Origin of the sequence: Amycolatopsis sp. NPDC049252 (assembly GCF_043197175.1) — a bacterium.
Lineage (GTDB): Bacteria > Actinomycetota > Actinomycetes > Mycobacteriales > Pseudonocardiaceae > Amycolatopsis.
The window spans coordinates 28,488-47,844 of record NZ_JBICSQ010000039.1 but is presented as its reverse complement, the minus strand read 5'-3'; the positions used below and the strand labels follow the sequence as shown (position 1 = coordinate 47,844).

Sequence of the window (19,357 nt, the reverse complement as noted above, 5' to 3'; positions counted from 1 at the left end):
GCGGGGGGCGGTGGGGCGGGGTTGGCTGGGCCCGCCCCCCCCCGGGCCCCCCCGCCGGGGGGGCGCCCGGGGGGGCCCCCGGGGCCCCCCCCCGGCCAGGGAATTCCCCCCAGCGGGGCGGCGGCAATAACCTCGAACGTCGATCATCACCTCGACGAAGGGGAAGAATGCGCCTGCGCGCCCTGCTAGCCGCTGTTGTCCTGACCACGACCGCCGCCCCTGCCGCCTTGGCCGCGCCAGGGATCGCCCACGGCACGGACGTCCCCCAGGGGCAGTTCGGGTTCGTCGCGAAGCTCGCGATGACGAAGATCCCCCGCCCGGACGGCTCGACGTACAGCAGCTACTGCACGGGCGCGCTGGTCGCCCCCGGCTGGCTCTTGACCACGGGCCACTGCTTTCACGACGCCAACCGCAACCGCGTCTCGGGCAAGGTCCCCTACCCCACCACGGCAACCCTGGACCTGACGGACGAAGCCACCGAATCAGGCGTAGCCCGCAAGGTGACAGAAGTAATCCAGGCCAAAGAAAACGACGTAGCCCTAGCCCACCTGGACACCCCAGTAACCACGGTAAAGCCGCTACAACTCAACCGAGCACTCCCCAAGGTAGGCGACCAACTGACGCTGGCCGGCTGGGGCAGCCTGACCAGCACAAACCCCAAACCGGCAACCCGAATGCAACAGGGCACGGTAGCCATCGCAACAGTCGCCCCGACAACACTGGGAGTCCGCGGCGCAGCCCCGGCAATCACCACAAGCGCCTGCACATACGACTCAGGAGCCCCGTACTTCACCGAAGCGGGCTTGGTAGCCCTGGAAGCAACCGGCCCAGGCTGCCCCCACGCAGGCATAGAAACCACCTCAAGGACAGACGTCCTAGCAGACTGGATCAAGAAGACAACGGCCTAAATACACCCCGACCTAAGCCGTAAGCGAACACCACGCAGAGCCAAACGGGTGATATTCACCACCCCCCACCCCCTCCGAAACCACGCTGGAACCGGAACCAGAGGCACCGTGGGGGGTCCGGGGGGCTCGGCCCCCCGGGAGGAATAAGGCCAACGGGAAGAGGCCCCGACGCGCTAGCGTCGGGGCCTCTGAACAGCGTGGGCGAGGAGGGAGTTGAACCCTCACGTCCTTTCGGACACACGGACCTGAACCGTGCGCGTCTGCCATTCCGCCACTCGCCCGAGTGCTTCCTTGCGGCAGCGAGGAGAAGACTAGCAGGTCGTTCGCACGGGTTTCACCGGGGGCCGTGTCGAGGCTCGCTCACCCGGATAGGATCGGAGCGGAAGTACACGTGTGAGGAGGTTTTCCCCGGTGGGCCGCGCTGAGCGATTCGACAGGCGACTCGAGAACCTGGTGGGGAACACTTTCGCGCGCATGTTCGGTGGCAACGTCGTCACGCAGGAAGTGGCGATCGCGCTCGAGCGGGAGAGTGAGGAGAACGTTCGTGAGCTGGCAGGCGGTCGGCAGCTCGCCCCGAATCACTACATCGTGTCCTTGGGGACGGCTGACCACGAGCGCATGGCCGGTGACGAGCAACGCGTCACCCAGGTGCTGGCGAAGGCGGTGGCCGAACACCTCGCCGCCGAAGGCCTGGACACCTATGGTGACGTCGTCGTATCACTCGAGCGCAACGAGGCGCTGCATACTGGACAGTTCAAGACCCGTTCGTCCGTCGATCCCGACGCCCGCCCCGCAGGCGCCGGTTCACCACGGTCGGCACGACCCAGCAACGCAGGAGACCCAGCAATGAGCCAGCCCCCCGGCTACGGCCAATACGACCAGGGTGACCCGTACGGCCAGCAGGGCCAATACGGCTACGGACAGCAGGGTGGCCAGCAGCCCGGGTACGACCAGGGTTATGGCCAGCAGCAGGGCGGCTACGACCAGTACGGCCAGCCGCAGCAGGGTGGGGCCTACGACCAGGGTTACGCCCAGCAGCAGCCCGGGTACGACCAGGGTTACGCCCAGCCTCCGCAGGGTGGTTACGACCAAGGTGGGTACGCCCAGCCCCAGGGCGGTGGCTACGACCAGGGCGGGTACGGCCAGCCCCAGCAGGGTGGCTACGAGCAGGGCGGCTACCAGCAGGGTGGTTACGACCAGTACGGCGGCCAGCAGCAGGCGCCCGGGTACGACCAGTACGGCGGCCAGCAGCAGGGCGGTTACGACCAGTACGGCCAGCAGCAGGCGTACGGCCAGCCAGCCGGCGACCCGTACGCGCAGCAGCAGGGCGGCTACGGCCAGCCCGCCGCCGGGCGTCAGCTCGCCGCGAGCCTGCAGCTGGACGACGGCTCGAACCGGACGTACTCCCTGAAGCAGGGTGGCAACGTCGTGGGCCGCGGCCAGGACGCCGACTTCCGGCTGCCCGACACCGGCGTCTCGCGCCGGCACCTGGAGATCACCTGGGACGGGCAGAGCGCGACGCTCGCCGACATCGGGTCGACGAACGGCACGACCGTGAACGGCACTCCGGTGCAGACCTGGCAGCTCGCGGACGGTGACGTCATCCGGGTGGGGCATTCGTCCCTGGTGTTCCGTACACAGGGCTGACTCCGGGCGCGAAATACTGTTCCCGCAGAATTGACGTGCGGGGGGACCGCGGCGTACCCGCGTCGCGGCTGCACGGAAGAGTCGGGAGCGGACACACCAAGTGCCAGAGCTGGTCGTACAACTCACCAGGGTGGGCTTCCTCGTGCTGCTCTGGCTCTTCGTGTTCGCCGCGCTCAGAGTCGTCCGCTCGGACCTCTACGCGGCGTCCGGCATGCGTGTCCAGGTGCCGACCTTCGGCCGCAAGAAGGAGAAGAAGCCGCGCGGCGGGAAGTCTCCGCAGCAGCTGCTGGTGACCCACGGCGCGCTCGCCGGGACCCGCATCGCGCTGGACGGCAGGCCGATCCTGATCGGCCGCGCCGACGACTCGACGCTGGTGCTCGACGACGACTACGCGTCGACCCGGCACGCACGGATCGCCCAGCGCGGTGAGGACTGGTACGTGGAAGATCTGGGCTCGACGAACGGGACCTATCTCGACCGGGCTAAGGTCACTGCACCCCTCCGGGTCCCGCTCGGAGTCCCCATCCGGATCGGCAAGACGGTGATCGAGCTTCGCCCATGACTCTCGTCCTCCGCTATGCAGCCCGCAGCGACCGGGGCCTGGTGCGTTCGAGCAACCAGGACTCCGTGTACGCCGGCCCTCGCCTGCTCGCGCTCGCCGACGGCATGGGTGGGCATGCGGCGGGCGAAGTGGCCAGCAAGGTCGTCATCGCCTCCCTCGCCCCGCTCGACGACGACGAGCCGGGTGACGACCTCCTCGCCCAGCTGCGCGAGGCGGTGGCGAACGGCAACGCCGCGATCGCCGAGCTCGTGTCGCAGGACCCCGACCTCGACGGGATGGGCACCACGCTCACCGCCGTCCTGTTCGCCGGGAACCGGCTGGGCCTGGTGCACGTCGGCGACTCCCGCGCCTACCTGTTGCGGGGTGGTCAGTTCGCGCAGATCACGCGCGACGACAGCTTCGTCAACGAACTGCTCGAACAGGGCCGGATCACGCCCGAGGAAGCGGCGGTGCACCCCCAGCGGTCGCTGCTGCTGAAGGCGCTGACCGGGCACGAGGTCGAGCCGAGTCTCACCGTGCGCGAAGCGCGCCCCGGTGACCGGTACCTGATCTGCTCGGACGGCCTGTCCGGGATGGTCAGCGACGAGACGCTCGCGGAGGCCGTGCAGATCAAGGACCCGCAGCAGTGCGCGGACCGGATGATCGAGCTGGCCCTCAAGGGCGGCGGTACCGACAACGTCACGGTGATCATCGCCGACGTCGTCGACGTCGACTTCGGTGAGGACGCGCCCATCGTGGGCGGCGCCGCCGGGGACGGCAGCGACGAGCGGCACCAGGGCGACTCCCCCGCGGCGCGGGCCAGGGCGCTGACCCAGCCCCCGCCGCAGCCGCGTCCGGAGCTGCCGCAGCCCACCGTGGACCCCAAGGCCAAGCGCCGGAAGCGGTTCCGCTGGCTGGCCGGCGCGCTGGTCGTGCTCGTGGTGCTCGCCGCGGCCGCCATCGCCACCCGCTACTTCGTGCTGAGTCAGTACTATGTCGGCGAAGGTGCGGACCAGGAGGTCGTGATCTACCGCGGCGTCCCCGGCAGCATCCTCGGCATCGACCTGCACACCTACGAGCAGGGCTCGTGCCCGCCGAACCAGGTGTGCACGGACAAGCTGCGCGTCAACCAGCTCCAGGAGGACGCGCGGCTGGCGGTGCAGAACGGCGTCAAGAAGGACAGCCTCGACGACGCCCGGAAGTACATCGACGACTTCCTGCAGCTGCACAAGCGCTTGAACAACTGCGCGCCGGCGGGGACCCAGCCGTCCCCGACGCCGACGCCTTCGGTCACGCCGACGACGACTCCGTCGGCACCGGCCGGTTCCACTGCTCCGTCGTCGGCGAACCAGCCTGCGGGGAGGGACTGCTCGACGCCGAGTTCGACGGCACCGACGACGGGAGGCGGTAACTGATGGGCCAGCCTGCCGCGAACACCGCCGAGCCGCTCGCGGCGCAGTTCCAGACGAACCCGCCGCGTGACGTCCCGACCCGGCGCAACACCGAACTGGTGCTGCTGGGGTTCGCGGCCTTCATCGTGACCATCGCGTTGGTCCTGGTGGAGGCGAACCAGGAGCAGGAACTCACCGCGTCGATCCTCTGGCTCGGGCTCGCCTACCTGGGCGTGCTGACCGGGGCGCACCTCGCGGTGCGCAAGTGGGCGCCGTACGCGGACCCGGTGCTGCTCCCCTGCGTCGCGCTGCTCAACGGCATCGGCCTGGTCATGATCCACCGGATCGACCTGGCCCAGGCCGAGAAGGCGCTGCAGAACGGCAAGGACTTCTCGCCGGACGTCACCAAGCAGGTGCTGTTCACGGTCGTTTCGCTGGCGCTGTTCATCGTGGTGCTGGTGGTCGTCAGCGACCACCGCACGCTGACCCGCTACGGCTACACCGCCGGCCTGATCGGCATCGTCGCGCTGGCGCTGCCGGCGATGCTGCCGTCGAGCCTGTCCGAGGTCAACGGCGCCAAGGTGTGGCTGAAGCTGCCGTTCTTCTCGATCCAGCCGGGCGAGTTCGCGAAGATCCTGCTGATGATCTTCTTCGCCTCGTTCCTGGTGTCGAAGCGCGACCTGTTCATGGTGGCGGGCAAGAAGTTCCTCGGGGTCGAGCTGCCGCGGGCCCGCGATCTCGGCCCGATCCTGATCGCCGCCGTCGTCTGCATCGGCGTCCTGGTCTTCGAGAAGGACCTCGGCACGTCGCTGCTGTTCTTCAGCGTCATCCTGGTGATGCTCTACGTGGCGACCGAGCGGGCCATCTGGGTCGTGCTCGGGCTGAGCTTCTTCGTCGTCGGCTGCGTGATCGCCTACAACCTCTTCGGGCACGTGCAGCAGCGCGTCGCCAACTGGATGGACCCGCTGGCCACCTACGACGACCCCGGCGGCGGCTACCAGCTCGCCCAGGGCCTGTTCGGGCTCGGCACCGGCGGTGTCGGCGGCACCGGCCTCGGCGCGGGCCGGCCGGACATGGTGCCCGAGGCCGCCACCGACTTCATCACCGCGTCGATCGGCGAAGAGCTCGGCTTCATCGGGCTGGCCGCGGTCCTGATGCTGTACCTGCTGGTGGCGATGCGCGGCATGCGGAGCGCGCTCGCCGTGCGCGACACGTTCGGCAAGCTGCTCGGCGGCGGGCTGGCGTTCACCATGGTCATGCAGATCTTCGTCGTCGTCGGCGGGGTCACGAAACTCATCCCGGAGACCGGTATCACCGCCCCGTTCCTGTCGAAGGGTGGTTCGTCGCTGCTGGCGAACTACATCCTGGTCGCCCTGCTGCTCCGGATCTCCGACGCCGCCCGCAGGCCCGGCACCCGTCCGAAGCCCCAGCAGCCGCAGGCACCGATCGCCGAGGCGCACACCGTGCTCGTGCAGCGCCCGCCGTCGGCGAACGGAGGCGCTCAGGCATGAACACCCCGCTCCGCAAGGTCGGCATGGCGATGCTCGTGATGGTCGTCCTGCTGCTGGCGAACGCCACCTACATCCAGGTGGTGAAGGCCGACGACTACCGCACCGACTCCCGCAACGCCCGCGTGCTCTACGACGAGTTCGCGCGCCGCCGCGGCCAGATCGTGTCGCAGGCGAACGGCGAGGTGCTGGCGAAGGTCGACCCGTCGAACGACAAGTACAAGTACATCCGGTCCTACGTCGACGGCCCGATGTACGCGCCGGTCACCGGCTACTACTCGATCAACTACGGCTCCGGCGGTCTCGAGCGCGCCGAGGACGACGTGCTGAACGGCTCGGACCCGCGGCTGTTCGTCCGGCGGCTGTCGGACATGGTCACCGGCCGCGACCCGAGTGGCGGCAACGTCCGGCTGACCATCGACCCGGCCGTCCAGAAGGCCGCCTACGACCTGATGACGCAGCGGGGCTACACCGGCGCCGTCGTCGCGCTGGAGCCCAGCACCGGCCGGATCCTGGCGATGGTCTCGACGCCGTCCTACGACCCGAACCTGCTCGCCTCCCACACGTCGAAGACGCAGATCGACGCCTGGAACGCGAACATCAAGAACGACAAGAACCCCATGCTGAACCGGGCGATCTCGGAGACCTACCCGCCGGGCTCGACGTTCAAGCTGGTCACCGCCGCGGCCGCGCTCGAGGACGGCAAGGGCCCGGACACCCCGGTCAACCCGGCACCGAACACGAAACTGCCGAACACGACCATCACCCTGGAGAACTACGCCGGCGAAGCCTGCCCGGGCGCCACGTTCAAGGACGCGCTCGCGCACTCCTGCAACGTGCCGTTCGCGGAGTTCGCCGGTCAGCTCGGTGCCGACAAGATGAAGAAGACCGCGAGCAACTACGGCATCGGGCAGACGGACCTGACCGTGCCGATGAAGGTCGCGCCGTCCACCGTCGGGCCGCTGGACTCCCAGGGCGCGCTGTACCAGAGTGGCATCGGCCAGCGCGACGTGCGGCTCACCCCGCTGCAGGACTGCCTGCTCGCCGCGACCGTGGCCAACAACGGGATGGCGATGAAACCGCAGCTGGTCCAGTCGGTCCTGGCACCGGACCTGTCCACCATCGAGGACTACAGCCCCACCGAGCTCACCGGCACACCGGCGCTGTCGTCGTCGAACGCCGCGATCCTCAAGGACATGATGATCGCTTCCGAGGGCTTCACCAAGGGCGGCGGCAAGCGCCCGGACATCCAGATCGCGTCGAAGACCGGCACCGCCGAGCACGGCACGGACTCCAAGAACACCGCCCCGCACGCCTGGTACACCGCGTTCGCCCCGGCGAACGACCCGAAGATCGCGGTCGCCGTGATCGTCGAAGACGGTGGTAACCGCGGGCTCGCGGCCACCGGCGGCTCGGTCGCCGCCGAAATCGGCCGCGCGGCGATCAACGCGAAACTCGGGGGTGGATAGCGCATGCTGTCCTCCGGTCACCTGCTGGCCGAGCGCTACAAGCTGACGAGCCGGATCGCCGTCGGCGGGATGGGTGAGGTCTGGCAGGCCAGCGACACCCGGCTCGACCGGACCGTCGCCGTCAAGATCCTCAAGTCCGAGCTGTCCGGCGACGCCGAGTTCCTCCACCGCTTCCGCACGGAAGCGCGGATGACGGCGTCCCTGAACCACCCCGGCATCGCCGCGGTGCACGACTACGGCGAGACCATCTTCGACGGCGACCTGTCGATCGCGTACCTGGTGATGGAGCTCGTCGACGGCGACCCGCTGGCCGGGTTGCTCGCCAAGCACGGCCGGCTGTCGGCGGAGTTCACGCTCGACATGCTGGAGCAGGCGGGCAACGCGCTGCAGGCCGCCCACGAGCGGGGCCTGGTCCACCGCGACGTCAAGCCGGGCAACATCCTGGTGACCCCCGCGGGCCAGGTGAAGATCACCGACTTCGGCGTCGCGAAGGCGGCCGACGCGGCCCCGGTCACCCGGTCCGGCATGGTCATGGGCACGGCGCACTACATCGCGCCGGAGCAGGCGCTCGGGCACCCGGCCGAGCCGGCGTCCGACGTCTACTCGCTCGCGGTGTGCGGCTACGAGTGCCTCGCCGGGCACCGGCCGTTCCTGTCCGAGAACGCCGTGACCGTCGCCATGATGCACATCCGCGACATGGCGCCGCCGTTGCCGCCGGACGTCCCGCCCGCCGCGCGCGCGGTGATCGAGGCGACCCTGGTGAAGGACCCGCGGCAGCGCTACAACAGCGGCGGCGAGTTCGCGGCCGCCGTCGCCGCGGTGCGCGCCGGGCTGCCGCTGCCGGCGCCGTCCGGGCTGGTCAACGCGTCCTACTCGACCGGGCAGCAGCCGATCCAGCAGCAACCCGTTCAGCAGCAACCCGTTCAGCAACAGCCGGTGTCGCAGCAGATTCCGCAGCAGCAGCCGCCGCACATGCCGATCGGGCCGCCGTCGCCCGCGATGAACCCGATGCCCGTCATCGGGCCGCCGTCACGGCCCGCGATGGGGCCGGTCATGGTGCCGGTCACCCGCAAGAAGCCGCAGTGGGGCTGGTGGGCGCTGCTGGCGGCGATCCTGCTCGTCGTCCTGGTGGCGGGCATCGTGCTGATCGCCAAGATGATCGGCAGTTCCGGCTCGCCGCAGCACAACGGCCAGACGACGAGCCAGGTGGTCCCGGGCAGACAGCCGCCCGCGGAGGAACCGCCCGCTTCGAGCGCTTACCCGGCGGATACTCCCGGCACGACCGACGATGGCCAGCAAGGCATCATGACCACACCTTGGACGGAATGGAACGGCATCCAGAGATGAGCACACCCAGACTGCTCTCCAACCGGTACGAGCTGGGCGAGACGCTCGGCTACGGAGGCATGTCCGAGGTCCATCACGGGCACGACGTGCGACTCGGCCGGGAAGTGGCGATCAAGATCCTCCGTGCCGACCTCGCCAGGGATCCGCAGTTCCAGGAGCGCTTCCGTCGTGAGGCGCAGAACGCCGCCGCGCTGAACCACCCGGCGATCGTGGCGGTCTACGACACGGGCGAGACGAACACCGAGTTCGGGCCGCTGCCGTACATCGTCATGGAGTACGTCGAAGGCCGGACGCTGCGCGACATCGTCAAGACCGAAGGCCCCATGTCGCAGAAGCGCGCAATGGAGGTCATGGCCGACGTCTGCGCGGCGCTCGACTTCTCCCACCGCCACGGCATCGTGCACCGCGACGTCAAGCCGGCCAACGTGATGATCACGAAGAACGGCGCGGTCAAGGTGATGGACTTCGGCATCGCGCGCGCGATGCACGACGGCCAGTCCGCCATGACCCAGACCGCCGCGGTGATCGGCACGGCGCAGTACCTGTCGCCGGAGCAGGCCCGCGGTGAGTCGGTCGACGCCCGTTCCGACGTCTACGCCGCCGGCTGCGTGCTGTACGAACTGATCACCGGCGAGCCGCCGTTCACCGGTGACTCCCCGGTCGCGGTGGCCTACCAGCACGTTCGGGAGGACCCGAACCCGCCGTCGTCGGTCAACCCGGCGGTCGCGCCCGAGCTCGACGCCGTCGTGCTGAAGGCGCTGGCGAAGGGCCCGGCGAACCGCTACCAGTCGGCCGCCGAGATGCGCTCGGACCTGGTGCGCACGCTTTCGGGCCAGCGCCCGGCCGCGCCGATGGTGATGTCCGAAGACGAGCGCACGCAGGTGATGAACGCCGATCGCCGTCAGCCGCAGCGCTACGAGGAGTACGCCGAGCCGGACGACGAAGACCCGAAGGCCAAGCGCCGCCGCCGGACGCTCCTGGCGGTGCTGGCGGCGGTGTTCGTGCTGGGCGCGGTGCTGCTGATCATGTGGCTGTCGGGCTCGTTCAAGAGCAGCCCGACCGCGGTGGAGATCCCGGACGTGCTGCACCAGACGGTCCCCCAGGCCCAGGAGCAGCTGCGGGGCAAGGGGTTCCAGTCGTTCACGACCAAGAACGTCACCTGCAACGTCCAGCCGACCGACGGCAGCCCGCAGTGCGGTCAGGACGACATCAACAAGGTCGTCAAGATCGACCCGGCCGTCGGGACGCCGGTCAGCACCGACGCGAAGATCACGTTGTACGTGGGTGTCGCGCCGGGCAAGGCCAGCGTGCCGGACCTCAAGGGCAAGACGCGTGACCAGGCGCAGCAGGCGCTCACCGACGCGAAGCTCACGCTGAACCCGGACGTCACGGAGACCGAGGTCGACGACCCGAACCAGGCCGGCCTGGTGCAGAACCAGACCCCGACCGCGGCGTCCGAGGTCGACGAGGGCACGAGCGTCAAGATCACGATCGCGAAGTCCAAGGAACTGAAGCAGGTTCAGGACTTCACGGGCAAGCCGTACTCGCAGGCCGACGCGGCTCTGAGAGGCCTCGGCTTCAAGACCAAGAAGGTCGACCAGGCTTCGGACACGGTCCCGAAGGACAGCGTCATCACCCAGAACCCGAACGGTGGCCAGCTGGCCGTCGGCAGCCTGGTCACGCTGACGGTGTCGACCGGTCCGGAGCAGACCGACACCAAGATCGAGATGCCGAACCTGGTCGGGATGACGGTCGACGAGGCCCAGTCGAAGCTGCAGAGCATGGGCTGGACCCAGAACCTCAAGCAGCAGTCCGACCGGACCAGCAACAAGCCGGAAGGCACGATCACCAAGCAGAGCGTCCAGGCCGGCAGCCAGATCGACAAGGATCAGGCCGTGACGGTGGCCGTGTCGGAGGGCAACGGCTTCCCGACCGGGTTCCCGACGCCCACCACCGGGCCCTGACAGCCACTTGAAGAAGGCCCGCACGGTGTGAACCGTGCGGGCCTTCTTTCGTTTCAGGCTTTGTCGAGAAATCCTTGGACGGCGCCGAGAACCTGCTCGGCGTCACTGCCGGCGCCGCAGTCGATTTCGAGTTCTTCGGCCGCGCCCGAGCGCTTGATCCTCAGGGACACGCGGGCCTGGCAGCGACGCAGCCAGGCGAACAAGGACCGGCAGAAGACGACGGCGGAGGTGCTGGTCACGCCGACGACAACGGCGTCGAAGAGCTGGACCCGGCCGCGAAGCTCGTCTTCACCTCGCAACCAGGCGGCGAGGTCTCGAAGCTCGCCATCGGAGTTTGGCACGGTGATCGCTACGATCCCAGCCGTCACCCGGTCTCCCTTCACCCAGAACCGGAGAGAACCCGAACCTTAGTCGTGTTCGACGACCCCCGGGAAGCCTCGTCCGGGAATTGAAGATTGCAAATTGCACTCAGGAACGGCGCTGCACGAGCCGCGAGACGACCAGGAAACTCGCGGCCAGCACCACCACCGACGTCACCACCGCCAGCACCAGCGGGCCGCCGACCGGTTCCTCGTCGGTTAAGGCGTGCAGCAGGGGGTGGACCAGCGGAATCTTCGCCAGCAGCACGACGACCAGGGTGATCACGGCGGCCAGCACCGTCCAGCCGATCCGGTGCACCAGCAGCCGTGAGCACGGCAGGGCGATCGCGATGCCCAGCAGCGCGCACGCGATGTGGGCCAGCAGCCCGACACCCAGCGCGGCCGGCTGGACCTTGAACGACTTGAGCGCCGACCACGCCTCGGTGATCACCGTCAGGATCAGCGAGCACCCCAGCACGGTGAGGACGGCGCCGGTGATCAGCCGCCGCCACTGCCGCGCGTGGCTCAAGGTGACCAGGCGCTGCACCGGGTCTTCGATGTCGAGCAGCGCGATGGTCAGCCAGCACGACACGACCAGCAGTCCGCCGGCGCTCACCCCGAACAACGGCAGCGGCGGCGAGTGCGGGTCGGCGTAGAGGATCACGCAGAGCGCGAGGTAGGCCAGCAGCGCGGGCAGGTACCGCTGCGAATGTCCCAGCAGTGCCACGTAATACCGCGTCAACGCGAGCACGGCGCGACCTCCCGGACCGACCAGCCGTCCTTCAGCGCGCGCAGCAGCACGGCGTCGGCCGAACCGGCCTCGACGGTGAGCACGACCAGGGCGCCCTCGGCGACGGCGTGCCGCACGCCGGGCTCGTCCGTCCAGTCGGTGCCGTGCCCGCGCAGCACGATCCGCGTGGTCGGCTCGGTGTCTTCCGCGGTCAGCCGGCCGGCGGCCATCAGGTGCACGACGTCGGCGTGGTCGTGCACCACCTGCGGCCGGTGGTCGGTGAACACGACGCTCGCGCCGCGCGCCCGGGTCTCCTCGACGAGCTCGCCGAGGATCGCGTGCGTGGCGACGTCGAGCCCCGACCACGGCTCGTCGAGGACCAGCAGGTCCGGCCGCACCAGCACGGCCTGCGCGAGCCCGACCTTCTGCGCGTTGCCCTTGGACAGCGTCCGCAGCGGTGACGTCGGGCCGCCGACCAGGGCGAGCCGCTCGAGCAGCGGGTCGATCGCCGAGAGGTCGGTGAGCCCGCGGATGCGTCCCATGTGCCGCAGGTAGGCCCGCGCGCCCATGCGCTGGCCGGCCGGGAAGCGGTCCGGCAGGTACCCGATCCGCGGGCTTCCGGTGACGGTGCCGGTGGTGGCGTGCGAGACACCGGCCATGATCCGCAGCAGCGTCGACTTGCCGGAGCCGTTGGTGCCGAGGATGCCCACGACCCGCGCGGGCTCGACGGTGAGGTCGACGTCGTGGAGGACGAAGTCCCCGCGCCCGTACCGCTTACCGACCCCCTCGAGCCGGATCACGCAACGGCGGCCTTCTGCAGCGCCTTCGTCGCTCGCTCCAGCTCGGCGACGCGCTCGGCGTCGACGGGGTGGCCGGCCGCGGCCATCCAGTTGGCCAGCATCCGGTGACCGCCCTCGGTGAGCACGGACTCCGGGTGGAACTGGACGCCTTCCAGCGGCAGCTCGCGGTGGCGCATGCCCATCACGATGCCGGATTCGGTGCGGCCGGTGACCTCGAAGACGTCGTCCGGGATCGTCTCCGGCAGCACGGTCAAGGAGTGGTACCGGGTGGCCGTGAACTCTTCCGGCAGGCCCTTCAGGACGCCGACGCCGGAGTGGCGCACCTGGCTCGTTTTGCCGTGCAACAGCTCGGGCGCGCGGTCGACGGTGGCGCCGTAAACGACACCGAGTGCCTGGTGGCCGAGGCAGACGCCGAGCATCGGGGTCGACGTCTCGGCGCACTTGCGGATGACGTCCATGCTCTGACCAGCGCGTTCGGGGGTTCCGGGACCGGGCGAGACGAGCACGGCGTCGAATTCCGGGACGCGGTCGAGGTCCACGACGTCGTTGCGCCAGACGGTGCAGTCGGCGCCGAGCTGGGCCAGGTACTGGACCAGGTTGTAAACGAAGCTGTCGTAGTTGTCGACGACCAAGACGCGCATGGCCGCGAGCTTACCGGCTCCCACTGGCTGGACCGTACCGCAAATCACATTTTAGGTTAGGGCAACCTAACTTACGGTGGAGGGTGTGAGCCGATCCCTTCGCGTAGCCGTCGTGGGCGCTGGTCCCGCCGGCATCTACGCCGCCGACATCCTGGACAAGTCCGACGCCGAGGTGACGATCGACCTGTTCGAACGGATGCCTGCGCCGTTCGGCCTGATCCGCTACGGCGTCGCGCCCGACCACCCGCGCATCAAGGGCATCGTGACCGCGCTGCACAAGGTGCTGGACAAGCCGAACATCCGGCTGCTGGGCAACATCGACTACGGCACCGACATCAAGCTGGACGAGCTGCGCGAGTTCTACGACGCGGTGATCTTCTCGACGGGCGCGTCCGCCGACCGCGCCCTCGACATCCCGGGTGTCGACCTCGACGGCAGCTACGGCGCCGCCGACTTCGTCTCCTGGTACGACGGCCACCCGGACGTCCCGCGCACCTGGCCGCTCGAGGCGTCTTCGGTCGCCGTGCTGGGCGTCGGCAACGTGGCCCTGGACGTCGCGCGCATCCTCGCGAAGACGGCCGACGAGCTGCTGACCACGGACATCCCGGACAACGTCTACCAGGGCCTCAAGGCGAGCCCGGTGACCGACGTCCACGTGTTCGGCCGCCGCGGCCCGGCCCAGGCGAAGTTCACGCCGCTGGAGCTGCGCGAGCTGGACCACTCGCCGAACGTCGAGGTCCTCGTGTACCCGGAGGACATCGAGTTCGACGAGGGCAGCGTCGCCGCGCTGCGGGCGTCGAAGCAGATCGACATGGTCGTGAAGACGTTGCAGGAGTGGGCGATCCGCGACCCGGGAACGCGCCCGCGCCGGCTGCACCTGCACTTCTTCCACTCGCCTTCGGAGGTCCTGGGCGCCGACGGTCGTGTCGTCGGCCTCCGCACGGAACGCACCGAGCTGACGGGCGACGGCAACGTCCGCGGCACGGGCGAGTTCCACGACTGGGACGTCCAGGCGGTGTACCGCGCGGTGGGTTACCTGTCGTCGCACCTGCCGGAACTCCCGTTCGACCACGTGAACGGCGTGGTCCCGAACCAGGCGGGCCGCGTGCTGGACCTGGACGAGAACCAGCTCCCGGGCGTCTACGTGACGGGCTGGATCAAGCGCGGCCCGATCGGCCTGATCGGCCACACGAAGGGCGACGCGGCGGAGACGATCGCCAGCCTGCTGACCGACGCGGACACCCTGACGGCCCCGAAGTACGACTCCCCGGACGCGATCCTCGACCTCCTGGCGACGCGCGGAATCCCGTTCACAACGTGGGAAGGCTGGGGAAAGCTGGACGCCCACGAGAAGTCACTGGGCGAGGCGGACGGCCGCGAGCGCATCAAGGTGGTGGACCGCGAGGAGATGACCCGGGTCTCCCGCGCCTGAGCTCCCCCAACGCCGTGGCGGCCATTCCCGGGAGCCCGGGCTGGCCGCCACGGACCAGCTTGTAGTGATGATGACCAACTCAGCCAAACATCTGACCGACGCAAGCCTGACCAATGTGCAGGCGATGCTGGACTTCGCCAAGACCAAGCAAGACCCCCAACGGCGTGCCGGGATCATCGCCGATGCGCAGCATCTGCTTGGCTGGGCGATGCGCTCTGCCATCGCTGAGTGCGAGTCGTCCGGAAAACCGTGGCGGGCCGTAGCAGCGACCCCGCAGACTCGGAATTACCGTTTGCAGGTCAGCGGATCGAGCTCAAGTACCGAACCGGCCACGCCACAGAACTCGAAGACCTGGGTCCCGGCAGGTTCTATCCCGTCTGGCATGGAACTCGGCCGTCGTCCGATCCACCTTGCCGAACCGGTATTCGCGTTGCTCTTCGGACCCGCCGATGTCAGCGGTCAAGCAAGGATCGCGTGGCTCGAGGAAAGGGCACGGCTCATCAGACTTCGGCGCGACAATACGATGAAGGCTTAGTCGCCACATCGCATACATCAGCTCGCGCCGAGGTAGGCGAGCACCGCCAGCACTCGGCGGTTCGTGTCGTCCGAGGCCGTGATGGCCAGCTTGGCGAAGATGTTCGCCGTGTGCTTGCCGACCGCTCCTTCGCTGAAGTGCAGCCGGGACGCGATCGCCGCGTTCGAACAGCCCTCTGCCATCAAGCCCAGGACCTCACGCTCGCGCGCCGTCAGAGCGGCCAGCGGGTCGGATGCGTTGCCCGCCACCAGTTTGGCGATCACCTCGGGGTCCATCACCGTGCCGCCGGCGGCTACCCGGCGGACCGCGTCGATGAACTGGTCCGCGTTGAACACGCGGTCCTTCAGCAGGTAGCCGATCGCTCCGGTGCCGTCGGCCAGCAGCTCGCGGGCGTACAGCTGCTCGACGTGCTGGGACAGCACCAAGATCGGCAACGCGGGTATTTCGCGGCGGACCGCCAGGGCCACCTGGATGCCTTCGTCCGTGTTCGTCGGCGGCATCCGGACGTCCACAATGGACACGTCCGGCCGGTGGGCACGCAACGCCGACTCCAGCTCCGGGCCGGTGCCCACCGCGGCGACGATGTCGAAGCCGTGGGCGGTCAGCAGGTGCGTCAGGCCGTCTCGGAGGAGGTACTGGTCTTCGGCGATGACGGCCCGGGGTCGATCTGACACGGGACCTCCACCGTCGCGCTCGTCGGCCCGCCGGTCGGGCTGGTCAGCGTCAACCTACCGTCGAAACCGCCGAGCCGGCGCTCGATCCCGCGCAGGCCCGAGCCGCGCGCCGGGTTCGCGCCGCCGGGGCCGTCGTCGAGCACCACCAGCGTCAGCAGGTCGTCCTCGAAGGAGACGGTGATGGTCGCGCGGCGCGAGCCGTGTTTTGCCGCGTTGCCCAGCAACTCCGACACCGCGAAGTACACACACGCCTCCACCGGTTCTTCGACGCGCCCGGGCAGCGAGCCGGTGACCTCCGCCTTCAGCGGGCTGTCCAGCGCGATCGCGCGCACCGCGTCCAGCAGCCCGCGTTCGGACAGCACCGGCGGGTGGATGCCGCGGATCAGCACCCGCAGTTCGGTCAGGGCCTCGGCCGACGCCGAGCGCAGCTCGGCCGCGAGCTTCTTCGCGGCCGCCGGATCGTGGTCCACCAACGCTTCGACGGCGCCGAGCTTCATCCCCATCGCGACCAGCCGCGACTGGATCCCGTCGTGCAGGTCGCGCTCGATCCGCCGCAGCTCCGCGGCCTGCGCGATCGTGACGTCCGTGCGCGTCTGCTTCAGCCGGTCGACCCGCTGGGCGAGCCGGGACGCCTCGGTCGGGCCCAGCAGCAACCGCGCGAAGCGGGCCGCCTGCTTCGCCAGGAACGTCGTCGGGACGAGCCCGAGGACGAATGCGGCGAGCGCGATCGGGGTCAGCAAGAGCGCGTGCGCGGTGTCCGGCGGTACGCCGAAGAACCACGGCCAGGTGACGTTCCACGTCGCCATGATCGGCCGCCAGATCCACAGGTCGATCAGGCCGAGGAAACCGCCGAACACCAGCACGGCCGTCGGCAGCGCCAGCAGCGCCGTCACCGGTGGCAGCACGACGGCCGCCAGCACGTCGCGCCACGTAGCCCGGTCGCGCATCACCCACCGCGTCCGCGAAAGCTGCACCGGCCACCACGGCTCTTCGTACAGCTGCTTGCCCACCTGGAAGAGCCCGTCGGGCCGCGGTGTCGGCAAGGGTGGCGGCGGCAGGTACGGGGTCGGGATCCGCACGCCCGTCCAGGTGCCGACCTCGCGGCGCAGGGTGTTCGCGATGGTCCGGCTCCACCGCACCACCGGCGCCGCCATCGGCGGGGCCACGAGCAGCAGGGCCACCGGCCACACCGCGAACGCCGTGAGCACCACCGAAAGCGCGAAGGTCCCCAGCTGGTGCCCGAGCGACTCCAGCCGCTGGTGCATCCACCGCAGAGCGCCGATCTTCGTCACCCTGCCGGGCCGGCGGCCGAGCCACCACCGCGTCCAGTGGCCGTAACCGCGCAGCGCCAGTGGCCCGCCGAGCAGCGCGAAGACCGGAAGCAGCAGCGTGACCGGCGGGTTCACCAGCTGCCAGCCGAACTCGCGCTGCGCCGCCGGGTCCTCCATCACCCACGTGAGGCGACGGCTCCAGCGGATCCAGAACGCGCGCTTGTAGAGCGTGTTGCCGTCGCGGTACCAGCCGTCGCGCTCCCGTTCGGGTTCCGGCGGCTCGGGCAGGTACGGCGGCTCGATTTCGACGCCGCACCAGCGCCCGGCCAGCACCCGCGCCGTCGCCGAGCGGTGCCGGGCCCATTCGATCGCGGGGCCGAGGAAGAAGACCAGGCCGAGGCACAGCAGCCCGAACGTGAGCAGCTCGAGCAGCACGTCGAGCCAGCTCAGCAAACCGAACGCGGCGAGCGCGAACGCCCGGCCGACCGCACGCAGGTAGGCCATCGGCACCTCCTTCCCCCGTGATCCTCGCCGATCGGCCCGCGTCCGCGCACTGCCCGAAGGCCCCCGGCGAGGGTGGGCCCAGCTCTACCCCGGCGTCAGCAAAACCCTACTTGAGCTGGGGATTCAGCAGGATTCTGCGGGCGGCCGCGAGTTCGTAGCGTTGTCGCCATGGCCCTCATCGAAGTCACCGACCTCCGCAAGCGCTACGGCAACCGGGTCGCGGTCGACGGCGTTTCGTTCTCCGTCGAACGCGGCGAAATCTTCGGCATCCTCGGCACGAACGGCGCCGGGAAGACCACCACGGTCGAATGCATCGAAGGCCTCCGCCAGGCCGACGCCGGCGAGCTGTCGGTGCTCGGCCTGAACCCCGCGACTGACCGCGCGGCGCTGACCCGTCGCGTCGGCGTCCAGCTGCAGGAAAGCCGGCTGCCGGCGAAACTGCGGGTGCGCGAGGCGCTGGAGCTGTTCGCCTCCTTTTACCCGGACCCGGCCGACGTCGACGTCCTGCTGGAGCAACTCGACCTGCGCGACCACGCCCGCAGTTACTTCGGCAAGCTCTCTGGCGGCCAGAAGCAGCGCGTGTCGATCGGGCTCGCCCTGGTCGGGAACCCGGAGCTGGCGATCCTCGACGAGCTGACCACCGGCCTCGACCCGCACGCCCGCCGCGACACCTGGAAGCTCGTCGAGGCCATCCGCGACGCCGGGGTCACGGTCCTGCTCGTCACGCACTTCATGGACGAGGCCGAACGGCTCTGCGACCGCGTCGCGATCTTCGACGCCGGCCGCGTCGTCGCCACCGGCACCCCCGCCGAACTCCGTGCTGTCGCCGGAGAATCCACTTTGGACGATGCGTTCGTCTCGCTCACGAGGAGTGCCCGGTGACCACGTTCGCCAAGATCACCGCCACCGAAACGAAACTCTTCCTGCGCACGCCGATGTGGGCGCTGTTCGGCCTCCTGCTGCCGCCCGCGCTGCTGCTCGGCATCGGCGCCATCCCCGGCATGTCGGAGCCGAGCGAGGTCACCGCCGGCTTCCGGTTCATCGACCTGTGGGTGCCGTCGCTGATCGTCGTCAGCCTCGCGACGCTGGCGCTGCAGGCGATCCCGGGCGCCGTCGCGACCTACCGCGAGCAGGGTGTGCTGAGACGGCTGGCCACGACACCCGTCCACCCGGCGAACCTGCTGGGCGCGCAGCTGCTGATCCACGTCGCCGTCGCGCTGGCGGGCGTGGCGCTCGTGCTCGGGCTGGGCCACGCCGTCTACGACGTCCCGCTGCCGCGCCACCCGCTGACGTTCCTGGTGACGCTCCTGCTCGGCGCCATCTCGGTGTTCGCCCTCGGCCTGATCGCGGCCGCGCTCGCCCGCACCGCGAAGAGCGCCGGCGGGCTCGCGATGATCGCGTTCTTCCCCATCATGTTCTTCGGCGGCGTCTACCTGCCGCGGCCGCTGCTGCCGGAGGTCCTGCGCCGGATCGGCGACTACGTCCCGCCGGGCTCGCAGCCGCTGCAGGACGCCTGGGTCGGCAACGGCGTCCAGCCGCTGCAACTGCTCGTGCTCGCCGCCTTCGCGGTGGGCGGAACGGCGCTGGCGGCGCGGCTCTTCCGCTGGGAATGACCTCGCTTCCGCCATATTGGTGA

The 19,357-nt window shown here is 69.6% G+C and carries 18 protein-coding genes and 1 tRNA gene; 12 read left to right on the top strand and 7 right to left on the bottom strand.

The features are described 5' to 3' along the window. Positions 1-167 precede the first annotated feature (167 nt). The gene (locus ACGFMK_RS30910) at positions 168-908 is read left to right on the top strand and encodes a S1 family peptidase (protein WP_392770548.1); all 741 of its coding nucleotides are present in this window, start codon (positions 168-170) and stop codon (positions 906-908) included. Between the two features lie 198 nt (positions 909-1,106). Here the strand turns inward: ACGFMK_RS30910 and ACGFMK_RS30905 are convergent. Beyond that, positions 1,107-1,189: transfer RNA gene (locus ACGFMK_RS30905), tRNA-Leu, on the bottom strand. A gap of 130 nt (positions 1,190-1,319) precedes the next feature. Between ACGFMK_RS30905 and ACGFMK_RS30900 the strand changes: the two genes are divergently transcribed. The 7 genes from ACGFMK_RS30900 to pknB all read left to right on the top strand — a co-directional run bounded on the left by ACGFMK_RS30900 (position 1,320) and on the right by pknB (position 10,775). Further along, the gene (locus tag ACGFMK_RS30900) at positions 1,320-2,555 is read left to right on the top strand and encodes a DUF3662 and FHA domain-containing protein (RefSeq protein ID WP_392770545.1); all 1,236 of its coding nucleotides are present in this window, start codon (positions 1,320-1,322) and stop codon (positions 2,553-2,555) included. A gap of 100 nt (positions 2,556-2,655) precedes the next feature. Next, a complete protein-coding gene (locus ACGFMK_RS30895; protein ID WP_247059705.1) occupies positions 2,656-3,117 on the top strand; it encodes an FHA domain-containing protein in 462 nt (153 codons plus the stop codon). After that, complete coding sequence (locus tag ACGFMK_RS30890) at positions 3,114-4,511, top strand: PP2C family protein-serine/threonine phosphatase (RefSeq protein WP_392770542.1); 1,398 nt, start codon at positions 3,114-3,116, stop codon at positions 4,509-4,511. The genes ACGFMK_RS30895 and ACGFMK_RS30890 overlap by 4 nt, the downstream gene beginning before the upstream one ends. Further along, positions 4,511-5,998 (top strand): FtsW/RodA/SpoVE family cell cycle protein, encoded by a 1,488-nt coding sequence (locus ACGFMK_RS30885; RefSeq protein ID WP_392770539.1) that lies wholly within the window; start codon positions 4,511-4,513, stop codon positions 5,996-5,998. Before ACGFMK_RS30890 ends, ACGFMK_RS30885 begins: the two co-directional genes overlap by 1 nt. Further along, complete coding sequence (locus tag ACGFMK_RS30880; RefSeq protein WP_392770536.1) at positions 5,995-7,464, top strand: peptidoglycan D,D-transpeptidase FtsI family protein; 1,470 nt, start codon at positions 5,995-5,997, stop codon at positions 7,462-7,464. The genes ACGFMK_RS30885 and ACGFMK_RS30880 overlap by 4 nt, the downstream gene beginning before the upstream one ends. A gap of 3 nt (positions 7,465-7,467) precedes the next feature. Then, the gene (locus ACGFMK_RS30875) at positions 7,468-8,811 is read left to right on the top strand and encodes a serine/threonine-protein kinase (protein WP_392770533.1); all 1,344 of its coding nucleotides are present in this window, start codon (positions 7,468-7,470) and stop codon (positions 8,809-8,811) included. After that, positions 8,808-10,775, top strand: a complete 1,968-nt coding sequence (gene pknB, locus ACGFMK_RS30870; protein WP_392770530.1) for a Stk1 family PASTA domain-containing Ser/Thr kinase — start codon at positions 8,808-8,810, stop codon at positions 10,773-10,775. The genes ACGFMK_RS30875 and pknB overlap by 4 nt, the downstream gene beginning before the upstream one ends. Positions 10,776-10,828: 53 nt before the next feature. On the opposite strand, the gene ACGFMK_RS30865 is transcribed toward pknB, so the two are convergent. From ACGFMK_RS30865 to ACGFMK_RS30850, 4 genes are all read right to left on the bottom strand, one after another. Continuing rightward, on the bottom strand, positions 10,829-11,143 hold the full coding sequence (locus ACGFMK_RS30865; protein WP_392770527.1) for a hypothetical protein: 315 nt from the start codon (positions 11,141-11,143) through the stop codon (positions 10,829-10,831). Between the two features lie 100 nt (positions 11,144-11,243). Continuing rightward, complete coding sequence (locus ACGFMK_RS30860; RefSeq protein WP_392770524.1) at positions 11,244-11,885, bottom strand: hypothetical protein; 642 nt, start codon at positions 11,883-11,885, stop codon at positions 11,244-11,246. After that, positions 11,873-12,664: an ABC transporter ATP-binding protein gene (locus ACGFMK_RS30855; protein WP_392770522.1), complete on the bottom strand. Its 792-nt coding sequence runs from the start codon at positions 12,662-12,664 to the stop codon at positions 11,873-11,875. The genes ACGFMK_RS30860 and ACGFMK_RS30855 overlap by 13 nt, the downstream gene beginning before the upstream one ends. Next, positions 12,661-13,305 (bottom strand): aminodeoxychorismate/anthranilate synthase component II, encoded by a 645-nt coding sequence (locus ACGFMK_RS30850; RefSeq protein WP_392770519.1) that lies wholly within the window; start codon positions 13,303-13,305, stop codon positions 12,661-12,663. Before ACGFMK_RS30850 ends, ACGFMK_RS30855 begins: the two co-directional genes overlap by 4 nt. 112 nt (positions 13,306-13,417) lie before the next feature. Between ACGFMK_RS30850 and ACGFMK_RS30845 the strand changes: the two genes are divergently transcribed. Both ACGFMK_RS30845 and ACGFMK_RS30840 read left to right on the top strand, forming a co-directional pair. After that, positions 13,418-14,737 (top strand): FAD-dependent oxidoreductase, encoded by a 1,320-nt coding sequence (locus ACGFMK_RS30845; protein WP_392770516.1) that lies wholly within the window; start codon positions 13,418-13,420, stop codon positions 14,735-14,737. Between the two features lie 67 nt (positions 14,738-14,804). Next, positions 14,805-15,272: a hypothetical protein gene (locus tag ACGFMK_RS30840; protein ID WP_392770513.1), complete on the top strand. Its 468-nt coding sequence runs from the start codon at positions 14,805-14,807 to the stop codon at positions 15,270-15,272. A 17-nt stretch (positions 15,273-15,289) separates the two neighbouring features. Here the strand turns inward: ACGFMK_RS30840 and ACGFMK_RS30835 are convergent, their stop codons facing one another. Further along, complete coding sequence (locus ACGFMK_RS30835) at positions 15,290-15,946, bottom strand: response regulator (RefSeq protein ID WP_392770510.1); 657 nt, start codon at positions 15,944-15,946, stop codon at positions 15,290-15,292. Then, entirely contained in the window at positions 15,886-17,721 is a 1,836-nt protein-coding gene (locus tag ACGFMK_RS30830) for a histidine kinase (protein WP_392770507.1), read from the bottom strand. The genes ACGFMK_RS30835 and ACGFMK_RS30830 overlap by 61 nt, the downstream gene beginning before the upstream one ends. A 168-nt stretch (positions 17,722-17,889) precedes the next feature. Between ACGFMK_RS30830 and ACGFMK_RS30825 the strand changes: the two genes are divergently transcribed. Continuing rightward, complete coding sequence (locus tag ACGFMK_RS30825; RefSeq protein ID WP_392770504.1) at positions 17,890-18,603, top strand: ABC transporter ATP-binding protein; 714 nt, start codon at positions 17,890-17,892, stop codon at positions 18,601-18,603. Continuing rightward, positions 18,600-19,334: an ABC transporter permease gene (locus tag ACGFMK_RS30820; protein WP_392770502.1), complete on the top strand. Its 735-nt coding sequence runs from the start codon at positions 18,600-18,602 to the stop codon at positions 19,332-19,334. The genes ACGFMK_RS30825 and ACGFMK_RS30820 overlap by 4 nt, the downstream gene beginning before the upstream one ends. The last annotated feature ends 23 nt before the right edge of the window (positions 19,335-19,357 follow it).

Bases quoted from the DNA above. Each gene is read 5' to 3' on its own strand.
- pknB (WP_392770530.1), top strand. From the start codon at position 8,808: ATGAGCACACCCAGACTGCTCTCCAACCGGTACGAGCTGGGCGAGACG.
- ACGFMK_RS30840 (WP_392770513.1), top strand. From the start codon at position 14,805: ATGATGACCAACTCAGCCAAACATCTGACCGACGCAAGCCTGACCAAT.
- ACGFMK_RS30890 (WP_392770542.1), top strand. From the start codon at position 3,114: ATGACTCTCGTCCTCCGCTATGCAGCCCGCAGCGACCGGGGCCTGGTG.
- ACGFMK_RS30825 (WP_392770504.1), top strand. From the start codon at position 17,890: ATGGCCCTCATCGAAGTCACCGACCTCCGCAAGCGCTACGGCAACCGG.
- ACGFMK_RS30830 (WP_392770507.1), bottom strand. From the start codon at position 17,721: ATGGCCTACCTGCGTGCGGTCGGCCGGGCGTTCGCGCTCGCCGCGTTC.
- ACGFMK_RS30875 (WP_392770533.1), top strand. From the start codon at position 7,468: ATGCTGTCCTCCGGTCACCTGCTGGCCGAGCGCTACAAGCTGACGAGC.
- ACGFMK_RS30880 (WP_392770536.1), top strand. From the start codon at position 5,995: ATGAACACCCCGCTCCGCAAGGTCGGCATGGCGATGCTCGTGATGGTC.
- ACGFMK_RS30910 (WP_392770548.1), top strand. From the start codon at position 168: ATGCGCCTGCGCGCCCTGCTAGCCGCTGTTGTCCTGACCACGACCGCC.
- ACGFMK_RS30850 (WP_392770519.1), bottom strand. From the start codon at position 13,305: ATGCGCGTCTTGGTCGTCGACAACTACGACAGCTTCGTTTACAACCTG.
- ACGFMK_RS30885 (WP_392770539.1), top strand. From the start codon at position 4,511: ATGGGCCAGCCTGCCGCGAACACCGCCGAGCCGCTCGCGGCGCAGTTC.